This is a genomic window from Gottfriedia sp. NPDC058432, from assembly GCF_042721555.1.
In the GTDB taxonomy this organism is placed as follows: Bacteria; Bacillota; Bacilli; order Bacillales; family Bacillaceae_G; genus Gottfriedia.
In genome coordinates, this window is sequence record NZ_JBHXLC010000011.1 from 116,542 (window position 1) to 130,869 (window position 14,328).

General features: G+C 34.5%; 11 protein-coding genes. 3 read left to right on the forward strand and 8 right to left on the reverse strand.

Annotated elements, in window-relative coordinates:
- Positions 1–69 precede the first annotated feature (69 nt).
- Entirely contained in the window at positions 70–1,359 is a 1,290-nt protein-coding gene (locus ACFWM3_RS13290; RefSeq protein WP_056467776.1) for an MFS transporter, read from the reverse strand.
- A 447-nt stretch (positions 1,360–1,806) separates the two neighbouring features.
- Between ACFWM3_RS13290 and ACFWM3_RS13295 the strand changes: the two genes are divergently transcribed.
- Positions 1,807–2,580 carry an SDR family NAD(P)-dependent oxidoreductase gene (locus ACFWM3_RS13295; RefSeq protein WP_056467779.1) on the forward strand — a complete coding sequence of 258 codons (774 nt, stop codon included), beginning with the start codon at positions 1,807–1,809 and terminating at the stop codon, positions 2,578–2,580.
- Positions 2,581–2,672: 92 nt separating this feature from the next.
- Here the strand turns inward: ACFWM3_RS13295 and ACFWM3_RS13300 are convergent, their stop codons facing one another.
- The 5 genes from ACFWM3_RS13300 to ACFWM3_RS13320 all read right to left on the reverse strand — a co-directional run bounded on the left by ACFWM3_RS13300 (position 2,673) and on the right by ACFWM3_RS13320 (position 8,830).
- Positions 2,673–3,623, reverse strand: coding sequence for an alpha/beta hydrolase (locus ACFWM3_RS13300; RefSeq protein WP_390311632.1), 951 nt, complete (start codon positions 3,621–3,623; stop codon positions 2,673–2,675).
- Positions 3,624–3,770: 147 nt separating this feature from the next.
- On the reverse strand, positions 3,771–4,769 hold the full coding sequence (locus ACFWM3_RS13305; protein ID WP_390311633.1) for a TauD/TfdA family dioxygenase: 999 nt from the start codon (positions 4,767–4,769) through the stop codon (positions 3,771–3,773).
- Between the two features lie 64 nt (positions 4,770–4,833).
- The gene (locus tag ACFWM3_RS13310) at positions 4,834–6,156 is read right to left on the reverse strand and encodes an MFS transporter (RefSeq protein WP_390311634.1); all 1,323 of its coding nucleotides are present in this window, start codon (positions 6,154–6,156) and stop codon (positions 4,834–4,836) included.
- 64 nt (positions 6,157–6,220) lie between these two features.
- The gene (locus ACFWM3_RS13315) at positions 6,221–7,276 is read right to left on the reverse strand and encodes a TauD/TfdA family dioxygenase (RefSeq protein ID WP_390311635.1); all 1,056 of its coding nucleotides are present in this window, start codon (positions 7,274–7,276) and stop codon (positions 6,221–6,223) included.
- Between the two features lie 33 nt (positions 7,277–7,309).
- Positions 7,310–8,830: a long-chain-fatty-acid--CoA ligase gene (locus tag ACFWM3_RS13320; RefSeq protein ID WP_390311636.1), complete on the reverse strand. Its 1,521-nt coding sequence runs from the start codon at positions 8,828–8,830 to the stop codon at positions 7,310–7,312.
- A 452-nt stretch (positions 8,831–9,282) separates the two neighbouring features.
- Between ACFWM3_RS13320 and ACFWM3_RS13325 the strand changes: the two genes are divergently transcribed.
- On the forward strand, positions 9,283–10,251 hold the full coding sequence (locus ACFWM3_RS13325) for a YeiH family protein (RefSeq protein ID WP_390311661.1): 969 nt from the start codon (positions 9,283–9,285) through the stop codon (positions 10,249–10,251).
- Positions 10,252–10,357: 106 nt separating this feature from the next.
- On the opposite strand, the gene ACFWM3_RS13330 is transcribed toward ACFWM3_RS13325, so the two are convergent.
- Positions 10,358–10,897, reverse strand: a complete 540-nt coding sequence (locus ACFWM3_RS13330) for a DUF2179 domain-containing protein (protein ID WP_390311637.1) — start codon at positions 10,895–10,897, stop codon at positions 10,358–10,360.
- A 439-nt stretch (positions 10,898–11,336) separates the two neighbouring features.
- The gene (locus tag ACFWM3_RS13335; RefSeq protein WP_390311638.1) at positions 11,337–11,960 is read right to left on the reverse strand and encodes a TetR/AcrR family transcriptional regulator; all 624 of its coding nucleotides are present in this window, start codon (positions 11,958–11,960) and stop codon (positions 11,337–11,339) included.
- Positions 11,961–12,077: 117 nt separating this feature from the next.
- Here ACFWM3_RS13335 and ACFWM3_RS13340 point away from each other — a divergent pair, with 117 nt between their 5' ends.
- Entirely contained in the window at positions 12,078–14,318 is a 2,241-nt protein-coding gene (locus ACFWM3_RS13340; RefSeq protein ID WP_390311639.1) for an MMPL family transporter, read from the forward strand.
- The last annotated feature ends 10 nt before the right edge of the window (positions 14,319–14,328 follow it).

Genomic DNA, 14,328 nt, shown 5'->3' on the forward strand with positions numbered 1-14,328 from the left:
ACAATCGATTCCATCAAAGGCTCTCTTATTTTTACACATACTCTTTCCTCCTCGATTAAATCAAACTTTTTATAAAATGACTTGTTCTTCTAATGCGATCGTAATATTTGTTTGCTTTACAGGACGTACAGTGATCCAAAATAATAATCCAAAAACAAACATAACTAATGAGGTCACCAAAAATCCGTAACCATATCCAGCTGACTCACTGCCTGCATTTCCAATAAAATTACCGAATATAACAGGAGCAATAATACTCGTTGAACTAGATATAGCAACATATGTCCCTTGAGCCTTTCCAATGTTTTTTGGTGAAAAAAACTCCATTAACATTGCTGGCGCAAGTGAAAGTATGACAATCGCAAAACCAGGTGCAAGGATGAAGAATATGATGGAAATCAAACTTGAATTTGCGACGCTTCCAATGTATAAACAAATAGCTGATAACATCATTGAAATTCCTGCAAGATTTATTCTTGCTCTTCGAATATCTTGTGTTTTGCGGTAAATGCGGTCTGATATTAAAGCAAATGCAATTTGGCAAATAGCCGCAAAGAGAAAAGGTAAAGATACTGCCATTTTTAATGTTTTACCATCAAAATGTTGAACCTTCGAAAAGTAGGCAGGAAACCAAACAGCTTGAACAGATAATAGCCAATATGCACAACCTGCGCAAATAGCAGTGAAAATAAAATTTCTAGAAAAAATATAAGGAAAAAACTGCTTCCATGAAACCTTATTTGGGATTATTGTGTTTTTAACCTCTTGTTCATATGTAGAGAATCCGATATCTTTTGGGCTTTCTTTTCCAAAAATCATCCATAAAAGTAGAACAATACATCCGACTGTACCCATTGCTACAAATGCGGCTCTCCAACTATATTGATTAATTAGTGAGATTAATAGTGGAGAGGCGATTGCAGGTCCGATGGTAGCTCCAAAGAGCACCGCTCCAAAACCAATACCATGTCTATGTTTAGGAAACCATTTTCCAATGATTGAAGTTGAAATAGAAATAGCTGGTCCTTCCCCTGCTCCTAATAGCATTCTTGAAAACATTAATAGAGATAAACTAGATACAAAAGGTGTTGTAAATTGAACGATTAACCATATTAACATAATCCAAGTAAACATCTTTTTCGTATTTTTAGAATCAGCCATGCCACCAAGAATAAAAGAAGAGATCGTAAAGAACCAAAAAAACGAGCTTCCAACTAATCCCCATTGCGATGGACTTAAATGTAATTCTTTCATTATCGGAACTGAAACTAAACCTATGATGATTTTATCAACTTGATTGACCATGCCAGAAGCAACTAGAATTAATAAAATAATCCAAGAATATTTTGGTGTGTTCAAAAAAATCTCCCTTTCTTTCCTTCTAATTATTGAACATCTCTAAAAAGCATCCTGTTTTTAACCAAAATTAGCAATTCTCCCTTTTTAGTAAAGCGCTTACAAAATTTACTAACCAAATGACAAAGATACCCTTTCCCCCTTTATTTACATCGATTCATTTCATAGCTTTAATTACATCCAAATATTCTTTTTATTTATTATATTCATAATTTTCAGTTAAATAAAATTAAACATTTTAACTTACATATAAATACTACTAATATATGCAATATGTTCCATTTTGCATAGAGGATTTTACCACCACAATATATTAGCACAACTGAATTACAAATTAAAATCTTTAATTTTATATAAATACTATTTATATGTAGAATTAGGATAGTAATGTGTAAATACTATATCATTCAATTTTTTATAGTACGATCGAATCGAAACGGAGGCTGAACAATGGATTTAAAATTAGCAGGAAAAAAAGCACTTATTGTTGGAGGTAGTCGAGGTATTGGTAAAGCTGTTGCCCGCCAGCTAGCTCTTGAAGGTGTAGATTGTACGATTTGTTCAAGAAATGAATCCACGCTAAAGATGACTGCAGAGGAACTAGCAAAAGAAACTAATCGAAATATTTATCCAATCGTAGCTGACACTACCGATCCAGACTCCATCTTAAATCTAGTAGAAAAATCAGCAGCAGTAATGGGAAGTATAGATATCTTAATTAATAGTGGAGCCCGTGTTGGTGGACATGAGCCTGAGGACTTTAATAGTATTAAAGAAGAACTTATTATAAAGGATTTTGAAGAAAAATATATGGGTTATTTTCGAAGTATTAGAGCCGTTGCACCATATATGATTGAAAACAACTGGGGACGAATTATCAATATTAGTGGACTAGCTGCTAGGATTGGCGGCAATTACTTTAGCTCTGGTCCTCGCAACGCATCTGTCGTTCATTTAACAAAATCCGCATCAATGGAATTAGGAAAGCATGGAATTAACGTCAATGCAATTTATCCTGGAATTGTTGATACCGAAACTTTTAGAGACAAAGTAACGAATGAGGAAGCAATTCAACAAGTTAAATCACTAAATTCTCTAGGTCGCCTGATTACTCCAGAGGAGATTGCTTACGTCGTTACGTTCCTAGCATCACCTTTATCAGCATCAATTACTGGGGAAGTAATACCGGTAACTGGTGGTATCGGAAATACCGTTTATTTCTAATATACTTATTTGAGTTAATAGTTCAAAGTAATAGAGCCTCACTATTTTTGAGGCTCTTTAAGTGTGTAGACAAATTCCAAAAGACTTGATTATCAGACTGATTGTAAGCGTTTGTCAAAGGCAGAGCGTATAAATTTATCAATCTTAGAAACTGTCGATTCAATATTTTTCGAAAAAATTGCCATATGTGCAAAATAGCCGTGGATCATTCCAGGTTCACATGCATATTCAACTTGTACTCCAAACTTTTTCAACCGATTGGCATAGGCTACCCCTTCATCCCGTAGTACATCATTTTCCGCTGTAATAATTAATGCTTGCGGAAGGCCACTTAAATCTTTTGCTATTAACGGAGAAGCGTACTCATCCGACTCGTCCTCTTCATTTCTTAAATAATGAGTTCGGAACCAAATTAGCTGTTCTCGATCTAAACCAAATCCTTTTGCAAACATTTGATGTGATTCTGTATTAAACTCAAGATTTGTTGGGGGATAGATTAAAACTTGTCCAGAAATGCTAGGACCCTTTCTGTCTCTTGCAATCATTGTAACGACTGTAGCAAGATTTCCCCCTACACTATCTCCACCAACGATCAATCTAGAGACATCCCCATTAAAGGAAATACCATCTTCATAAACCCACTCCAAAGCAGAAAATGCATCTTCCACTGCTGTCGGAAACTTATATTCTGGTGCAAGGCGATAATTTACTGATACAACAATGCTCTTTGTTCTATTAGCAATTAAGCGACAGCTTGCGTCCGTTGATTCAATATCCCCGAGAACCCATCCACCACCATGGTAGTATATGAATATTGGAAAGGGCCCCTGACCTTCTGGCATGTAAACTCGGCAATTAATTTCTTCATGACTACTTACTGGAATCATAAAGTCCTCTACTTTTGATAATCCTTCTAAATTTACAAGGGGTCGTGGTGACTTTGATAGCATTTCTCTTACAATTTTGGGTTCCAGTTCATGAATTGGTGGCATCTGTTTTAGTGCTCTTAAAAACTTCTCTGCCTGCCGATCTAATTTTGCCAAACAATATCAGCCTCTCTCGTTTTAATTTTCATTACCTAAACTTTTATCTAGACAATTAGTCAATCTAAATGATAAATGGTGATCTTATTCACGTTTTTCCTTGAATAAAATCACCAATTACTTATAAGCTTATTTTCCACTAGTTCTTTAGCTATTTATAGGTGCACCACCAATATAAAACTCAAAACCTGGAGCAATTTTACGACCATTTGGCATCATTAGCCATAATCTTAATAAATGACGTTTTTTATCCTCTTCCTCGAAATCTTCAAAATGAGTACGTGAATGGAAAACAGTATAATTATTAACGAATTGCATGTCACCTGGTTCCATCATCATATCGATATGGAAGTTTTTATCATGAGTAAGAGAATCAATAAAATCAAATGCTTCAATTTCCTCTTCTGTCAAAAAGATACCTGTTTTCGTTTGTGCTGATTGAACATACTGGCGAATATATCTGCAGCTTAATTTACCACCGAAATAGCTAAAGATTGGTGATTGAACGACAGGTGATTGACCTGGCGTTTCCTCTCCACGAAGGTCATGGGCAAATGAACGATAGAGAATTTCAAGATATTCTGGGTGTTTTTCCAGAATTTCATTATAGATCGACATTGCACTTGCGATACTACTTAAACCACCAGATTTAGCTTTACGAAGACATAGTAATCCAACCACATCAGCAAGATCCGTATGATAATCAAGATGTACATTCGTTTGGTAACCACGTACTTTTGTATTATCATTAAAGTCTTTGCCTACATTTTTAATATGACCTAGGAGTTCACCATTTTTACTTTGGATGATTGGCAGTCCCAAATGGAGTCCAAGCCCCCAGTAAATGATACTTGCTTCTTCATCGGAATATCGCTCCATTGGCAATCCACGTATTAAAAGAAAACCTCTTCCATTCTCTAATTCGTCAACAAAGTACTTTATTTCGTCAGCTAGATCAGGAATTGGAAAATCTTCCTTTTTAAAATCAGGTGCTTTTAAACCCCTTTGTTGAACACATAATGTGGCCTTCTCAAGCACAGCAATAGTCGTGTCAGTTAAAAAATAAATCCATGATTCATCTTTAGCTAGATCAATACCTTTCCACGCAGATCGCCCTTGAATTTTTTCATTTAAAATGGTTGACATTAAAACTCCTCCTTCGAAAATGAAGATTACTAATTTAATAGTCAAATAGTTAAAACGTTTATTTTTAACTCATACTACTCATTTGCTCCCCCGACTCATTTATTGCGTTTCTTTGATTTGCGGGATGTACACCAAGCCAAAATACGATTCCTATAATTAACATTCCTAATGAAGAAAAGCCAAATGCGTAATTATAACCAATTGCTTGGGTTAGCGAATGTTGGATAAAGTATCCGAAGACTAGTGGAGCAATAATACTAGATATACTTGCAAATGCAATGAATGCTCCCTGGGCTTTTCCAATGTTCTCGGGAGAAAAGAACTCCATCAATATAGCTGGAGCAAGTGAAAGAATTACATACGCAAAACCAGGTGCTAGTGTAAAGAAAACAATAGACATAGTAACTGAATTCACGGTTATCGCTAGATATAGACAAATAGCAGATAACATCATCATGAGACCCGCAAGATTAATACGGGCTTTACGAATATTGCCTGTTTTGCGGTAAAGACGATCAGATAGCATAGAAAATCCAATTTGGCAAAAAGCTGCAAAAAGAAAAGGCAATGATACCGCTAGTTTTAAAGTCTGAGGGTCAAACTGTTGAATTTTTGTAAAGTAAGACGGGAACCACACTGCCTGAATGGATAATAACCAATATGCACAACCACCGCACATAACGGTTAATAGAAAGTTTTTAGAAAATAGGTGTGGAAAAAACTGTCGCATTGAAACCTTAGGAATGCTAGAAGACTGGCTCTTTGATTGATGAATAGCTGATAGTCCAATTTCTGTTGGGTTCTCTTTACCGAAAATTAACCACAAAACTAACACACTCAGTCCAAGAACACCCATCACTAAAAATGCCGATTTCCATCCATGTTTATCAATTAATGATATTAATAATGGGGAAGCAATTGCCGAACCCCCGGTCGTTCCTAAAAGAACCGCACCAAAACCTATACCATGCCTATGTTTTGGGAACCATTTTCCCATGATTGCCGTAGAAAGAGCTGGGGCTGGTCCTTCGCCCAATCCTAAAAACATTCTTGTTATCAAAAGCAAAGTTAAGCTAGAAGCAAAAGGAGTTGCAAACTGAACAATTAGCCAAACTAATGACAGCCATGACAACATTTTTTTCGTATTTTTCGAATCAGCCATTCCTCCGAGTATCATTGAGGAAAATGTAAAAAACCAAAAAAATGAACTTCCTACAACTCCCCATTTTGTTGGACTTAAATGTAATTCTTTCATTAAGGGAACAGAAACCAAACCAATGATAATTTTATCGACTTGGTTGATCATACCGGTAAGAACTAGAAATAATAAGATAACCCAGGCGTACTTTGGAGTTCTTGGCATATAAGTATATCCCTCACTTTTCACTATTTAAGGAACACCTTTTCTAAAAAAAGAAAAGGTGTTCACACTCATTCTTACAGAAGTAAAATTACTTTAAAGTTTCAACTATTCCACCCGCAGTTTTATTACGAGCAGGTACACCGCCACGACCCGGTTTTCCAGTATTTTCGTCAAAAAACATTGCGAAATCCGGAGAAATTTCACGGCCATTAGGCATCGTGAGCCATAATCTTAATAAATGACGTTTTTGATCAAGTTCTTCGTAATCCTCGTATTGAGTTCGTGAATGAAGAACCGTATAATTATTTACAAATTGCATATCGCCTGGCTCCAGCATCATATTAAAATGTAAATTTTCATCATGAAGTAGAGAGTCCAGTAAATCTAATGCTTCGATTTCAACTTTTGATAACTCGATACCCGTTTTCGCTTGTGCTGATTCGATAAATAAACGAACATAACGGCAACTTAGTTTTCCATCATAGTAACTAAAAATTGGTGATGTAAATATTGGCGATTCTCCTGGCCCCTCTTCTCCACGGCGATCAAAGTTAAACGGGCGACAAAGTATTCCTAAATATTCAGGGTTCTTCTCTAGAATCTCATTGTAAACTGCCATTGAGCTTATAATGCTACTCTCTCCCCCTAATTTCCCTTTTCGTAGACTTAATAAACCTACTACATCAGAACCATCAGCGTGAAAAGGAAGATGCAGTTTCGTTTGGTAACCGCGAACGTTTGAATTTTCTAAACTAAGACCTTGATCTCTAACGTGCCCTAAAAGTTCACCATTAGCATTTTGTGATACTGGAGTACCCATATGAAGGCCAAGACCCCAATAAATGATGCTTGCTTCTTCATCTGTATATCTTTCAATCGGTAAACCTCGAATTAATAGAAATCCTCTTCCATTCTCAAGTTCTTCAACAAAGTAATCAATTTCATTTAAAAGATTTGGAACTTGGAAGTCTTCTTTGTTAAAATTGGATGCTTTTAACCCCTTTTGTTTAACATGAGCTAGTGCATTTTCAAGCTCAACAATTGCTTCCTCAGATAAGTAATAAATCCAAGATTCATCTTTTGCTAGGTCTGTTCCTTTCCAAGCTACTGACCCTTTAACCTTTTCCTTTAAAATTGTTGACATAATGAATCCTCCCTTTATGAATGATTTATTTGTTTACTTTACTTCAGTCAATTCTCTTAACTCTCTTCGCAAAATCTTCCCTGTTGAATTCTTTGGTAGTTCTTTACAAAGTTCTACATATTTAGGAACCTTGTATTTAACTAACTTATCTTTACAAAATTGAATCATATCGTTCTCTGTGAACAGTTCATCTCTAACTACGACGTATGCTTTTACACTTTCTCCGTATTCTTTATTAGGTACGCCAATTACTGCTGCCTCTACAACTGCGGGATGTTGATATAGTACTTCTTCCACTTCACGAGGATAAATATTGTATCCTCCAACAATAATCATGTCCTTCTTTCGGTCAACAATGTAGATGTATCCATCTTCGTCCATTGTTGCAAGATCACCAGTGTAAAACCACCCGTCTTTAAAAGTGGCCAATGTAGCTTCTAGCATCCCTAAATATCCCTTCATTACATTTGGCCCTTGTACAACTAATTCTCCAACCTCGCCTCTTGGCAATTCTTCTCCAAATTTATCTACTACTTTGCTTTGAACAGCAGGAATATTTCTACCGATTGAACCTGGTTTCCTAATTCCTTTTAACGGATTAATTGCAACAAGTGGCGCAGTTTCTGAAAGTCCATAACCCTCTAATATAGGTACGTTGAACTTACTTTCAAATTTTTGCAGAAGCTCTACTGGAATCGAAGCACCACCTGAAATACAAATACGAATGGATTTAAAATGCTCTGACGAAGCTTCAGGTAATTGATTGATAAAATTGTACATCGTAGGTACTCCTGCAAATATTGTGGCATTTCTTTTTTGGATGTTATTGACTACATCGACAGGACTGAATTTAGGCTGAATTAAAACTGTTGAGCCACAAGCAATCGATGCATTCAAACAAACTGTCATACAGAAAACATGAAACATTGGCAGAACAGCAACTACTCGGTCGTTTTCATCCATTTCAAGCAATTTTGATATAGAATCTGCATTCGATGCCATATTTCGATGTGTTAATATTGCACCCTTTGGTTTGCCTGTAGTACCCGAAGTGTACAGAATAACTGCTAGATCTTCTTGATCAACGAATGGACTTTCACTTACACTTACACTTGCACTCGGTTTCATAAGGTGTTCCCATGTCCATTCCTGTTTCTCTGCTTCTGTATAAATGACTAAATTAAGATTAACCAACTGTTTCTTTAGTTCTGATAACGTTGGCCCAACGGATTCATGAGCAATAACCGCTTTTACTTGACTATTTTCCAATATGTAGCTGATTTCATCTTGGGTAAACAAAGGATTAATTGGAACAACAAATGCACCTAGTCGCAAAATTCCATAGTATGCAATGAGAAATTCTGGGCTATTTCCTAATAAAAGGGCAACTCCATCTCCTTTGCCGATTCCTTGTTCAGACATTCCTGCAGCAAATTGATTTACAAGCTGGTTTAATTCCCCATATGTTACACACTGATCACCAAACATATAAGCGATACTATCCGGGAAATTAATTGCGCTTCTATTTAAGATTTCGTATAAGTTATTACTCATTAATTGAATATTCCCCCTTTCAACCGCTTGGAAGCATTTTATAAATTAATTATTTTGAATATTTAAAATATTACTACACTAAGTATACTCATAAATAAAAATGAAATAAAATTAAAGATTTTAATTTGTATGTAAGTCTAACTAATATTAAGAACGTTATTCATTATAATAAGGTCCCAATAAGACACACTTTATTGGATAGCTTTAAAATAAAAAAACAAAGCCTAAACTTGAAAAGGCTCTGTTTATTTTTAGTTAATCTATTTCTTCTTTTTCTATGTATCGCATTTCCTTATTATAACTATAATAATAATTTATTTTCCTTATGATAAATAATTCGATACGATAATAACATAGAACGCCACGAGGAGATGGACAAGATGGAACAAAAAGCAATAATTAATACAGAACCAGAGCAACAAAAAAAGCCAACTAAACAGTTAAATATATCGATGATCTACGGAGTAGCTTTTACATTCATCATAGCTGTTTTAGGTTTTCTGATGGCAAAGTTACCAGGGTTCGATCATGTTGGACCACTTGCATGTGCCATTTTACTTGCTTTAGTGTATAGACAATTTTTGGGTTATCCTGAAAAGTTGCGCGAAGGAATTCAATTTTCTTCAAAAAGACTTTTAAGATTTGCCATCATACTGTACGGATTAAAACTAAATATTATTGTCATTTTTAATGACGGTTTGCCTTTATTACTAAAAGGGGCTGGAACAATTATATTTTCGATTGTTGTTCTTTTACTTATAGCAAAATGGCTTAAAGCAGACTTTAATCTGTCCTTATTATTAAGTATTGGAACAGGCATTTGTGGCGCCGCTGCAATCGCTGCAGTATCTCCAATCATTAAATCTAAAGATGAAGACACAGCTATGGCCGTTGGTATCATAGCATTAGTTGGCACAATTTTTTCTATCATTTATACGCTAATCTATCCTTTATTACCGATTAGCCCAACTGAATATGGCGCTTGGGCTGGAATAAGTCTTCACGAGATTGCTCATGTTGCTTTAGCAGCTGCTCCTGCAGGTCAAGATGCTCTCGCTCATGCTTTGCTTGCCAAACTTTCTCGTGTTTTTCTATTAATCCCGGTTTGTTTTATCCTTTTATTCTGGATGAAAAAGAAAGGAAAATTAGATGGAGAAGCAAAATTGGAGTTTCCATGGTTTTTAATTGGATTTGTCATTATGAGTTTTGTAGGGAGCTACGTCCTTGGAAAAGAAGTTCCAGTATCTAAAAATTTCATGTCAGACATTGCTGCTTTTACATCATTTATCTTAACAATGTCTATGACTGGCTTAGGATTAAATATTAACCTAAAAGAATTACGTACAAAATCATTACGCCCTCTAATCGCCATAATCATTACATCAATTCTTCTATCTATCTTTACATTTATCTTGGTTTAAATAGATCCTTAATTGACAGCAAACTCACCGTTTAAATGATATTAAATAAAAAAATCAGAGAAACTTTACGTCAGTTTCTCTGATTTTTTTTCTTACTATTTAGTGTCTAAAATACGTTCGATTTCTTATGTTTTGCTTTCTTCATTGCGTTCAATAAAAATCCACCCTTAAACCTTCTTGCTTCATATGAAATAATAAAGGCACTTGGTTCATATTGTTCAATAAGATCCATTAGTTCGGGTTCTCTATTACGTTTTGTCAATATATCCAAATGATAACGCTCGCTGTCCCTTCCTTCGCCTTGGAACACTGTCACTCCGAATCCTTCTTCGCGAAGTCGGTTAATAAGCATTTTATTTTTGTTCGTTAAATTAACTACTAATGTTGTATAGCCGATTGCTAAGCGGTTTTCTACGTAACTGCCAACTAGTATTCCAATTCCAAATCCGACTGCATAAACAACCATCGAAACAGTACTTTGGTCTCCAGAAAAAACAAGCGACAATCCAAATACGTAAATAATTGCTTCTACAAAGCCGAAAAACGCAGCAGCCATACTCAGCCCTTTAACTAGAAAAATAGTTCTTAATGTTAAAATAGGAACATAAATCAATTGCAATAATAAAATTAGTAAAATATCTTTCAATGTAGACACCTCAAAGTTTAAATTTTTGGACAGCAAATTTAGGTATATAATTTGTTTCATCCTAAGCCTTGCTTTTAAACTTTTTTTAAGGAATCAAAGTGAAAGCCTAGTAGAAAATTATTTGAATAATAAAGTTGAATTGATGCGTAAATAATGTGATTTTTTTGTATTATTTACCAGTTGTAGTACTTAATTCAACCTGTTCAGTTAAATTCCTGCTTATCTTTATGGAGATTAAATGATTACTGTAAAAAATAAAACGAACCTCTTATTCTAAGTCATTTACTCATGAAGCTGTTATGAGTATGTTCTTTTCATTTTCTTGCTATTTTACTTACTCATAAGCCTTCATAGGAGTAAGTATAAGTTTTTCATCATCTCAATTTTGAATATGTTTTACACGCAAAAAAGAAGATCTACTCAAAAAGTAAATCTTCTTTTATTTATTGCCCATTATTCCATTCCAAAAGAAATCTATGATTTGTTCAGCCATTTCATCTATTGTAGAAAAAATTGAATTTTGATCTGTATCCTTAAAATTTCCAACTGATAAAATTGCAAGAAACAATTGGGTATAGAATTTTGAATTCCCTTCAGGTATTTCTCCATTCTCTATTGCCGTTGTCATTGCTTTTTCGATCACGTTATACATCATTTCTTCTGCCTTATTCATCTGTTGTAATTGCTCATCTGATAAAGAGACTTTCGCTTCTTTCGTAAAAGCTTTTAAATCAATTTCAAAAGTAGCTCTTAAATGGACTTTTACCATTTCGTTGAGATTTTCTTTTAAGGATTTATCTGTAGATAAAATCTCAGCAATTCGATCACTTATTCGAAGCATCATTTGAACCATTGCATCCGTAAAGAGATCTGCTTTTGTTGGATAATAATAATAAACCGTTGCTTTGGTCACACCACACTTCTTAGCCACGTCATCCATTGAAACTAATTGATAACCGTTTTGAAGAAATAATTGGATTGCATTTTCAACAATTGTTGTTTTTGTAGGCTTTTTTTTTGAATCCTGCGGTGGTCTTCCAAGAGGCCGTTTCATTTGTTCCATAAGCTTCTCTCCTAAACTTTTAATTCTCCTTCATTATATCATAATAAAAGTTCTTGAATAATTAACTAACCAGTATATATAATTAAGATAATAAATTTTACGTGAGGTGAATTCCATATGAAACATCACCCCTTTCATTCTTGGGGCAAATTTGTAAGTAGTAAACGTACGAGATGGATAACATTGTTGGTGTGGGTTTTATTAACGGTTGTATTATCGTTTACTTTTCCATCTGTAAACGAAGTAGAAAACAATGCTGCAGATAACTTACCTAAGCAATCCATGTCACAAAAAGCGGATCAGTTAATAAAAAAAGAATTTCCAAATGATTCCGGAAACCCTTTATTAATTGTTTGGAACCGTAAAGACGGACTAAATGAAGACGACTACAAAGTCATTCAAACTGTTTATAAAGAACTTCGAAACAATCCATTAAAAAATCAACTAACATCACCGTCATATGATTTAATGCCTATCCAGGCCATTAAACGAAGTTCATCAGAGGATGGTACAACAATTATTACGGCTGTTCTTTTTGACAAAAAAGCAGATGATAAAGTGCTACAAAAAAATATCAACATACTAGAAAAACAAATTAAAAATAATACTGGTGATGACCCAGTAAAAAGAAAATTAACAGAATCTGGTCTAAAAGTCCGCTTTTCTGGCCCGGTTGGTATTCAAACAGACGCTGTAAGTTTATTTTCACAGGCCGATGTTAAACTTTTATTATCAACTGTATCACTTGTATTAGTTTTCTTAATCCTTCTATATCGTTCGCCGATTATGGCAATTGTCCCGTTAATAGTCGTTGGTTTCGCTTATGGAATCGTAAACCCATTATTAGGTTTCTTAGGTGATAAAGGTATTATTACGGTGGATTCTCAAGCTGTTTCGATTATGACCGTATTATTATTTGGTGCAGGTACTGATTATTGTTTATTTTTAATATCTAGATATCGTGAATATTTACTTGTTGAAGAAAACAAATATAAAGCACTTCAGCTCGCGATCAAAGAATCTAGTGGAGCCATTTCGATGAGTGCTTTAACGGTCGTTATTGGATTAGGCACACTCTTATTAGCTCAATATGGTGCTTTCCATCGTTTCGCAGTACCATTTAGTTTGGCAGTCCTTATTATGGGTATTGCTGCGATCACAATTCTACCTGCCCTACTTTCTATATTTGGTAGAGTTTCATTTTTTCCTTTTATCCCAAGAACAGAGGAAATGGAAGCATTAAGAGCTAAGAAAAAAGGAAAATCAATTAAGAAAACAAAAATCAAAGTAACATTTAATCAAAAAATAGGAAAACTAGTTACTCATAAACCTTGGACAATTATTCTAGTCTCTATCATACTCTTAGGAGGGCTAGCTCTATTTGTACCTCGAGTACAATACACATACGATTTACTTCAATCATTTCCTAAAGATATGCCTTCAAGAGAAGGTTTTGATTTAATATCTGACCATTATTCATCAGGTTTATTAGCACCTGTTAAAGTAATAGTCGATACAGAAAATAAAAATATAACTGTAAAAAAAGAATTAGAATCACTTTCATTCGTAAAAGATGTGTCTGACCCTATTACAGGTAAAGATAATAAAAAGTTACAATTATATGAAGTTTCTTTAGTCGATAATCCATATTCGATTAAAGGATTAGAGCGAATACCTCAACTAGAAAAGAAAATTAAGAAACTATTGAACGAAAATGATATACAAAAAGTAAATAAGCATTACTGGATTGGTGGAGAAACTGTTACGAATTTAGATACAAAAAATATAACTGAGCGTGATGAATCCATTATCATTCCGGTAATGATTGGATTAATTGCATTATTACTGTTATCATATTTACGTTCCTTAACAGCGATGATTTACTTAATTCTAACCGTCATATTATCTTATCTTTCAGCATTAGGTGCTGGTTGGTTAATTCTTCACTACGGATTTGGGGCTAGCGCGATACAAGGTTCGATTCCTTTATATTCCTTTGTATTTTTAGTAGCATTAGGTGAAGATTACAATATATTCATGGTTTCCGAAATATGGAAAAATAAAAAGAAACAAACTCATCGCGAAGCAATTTCAAATGGAGTCGCAAAAACTGGGGCTGTTATTTCATCTGCTGGATTAATCTTAGCCGGTACATTCCTAGTGTTAGCAACACTACCAATTCAAGTATTAGTACAATTTGGTATAGTTACTTGTGTTGGCGTATTAATTGATACATTCATCGTTCGCCCACTTTTAGTTCCAGCAATTACTACAGTTTTAGGTAAATTTGCATATTGGCCTGGTGAACTTTCGAAAAAAGAATATGATTCAAAACAAGAAATGCAAATAGAAAAATAAACATAATAAA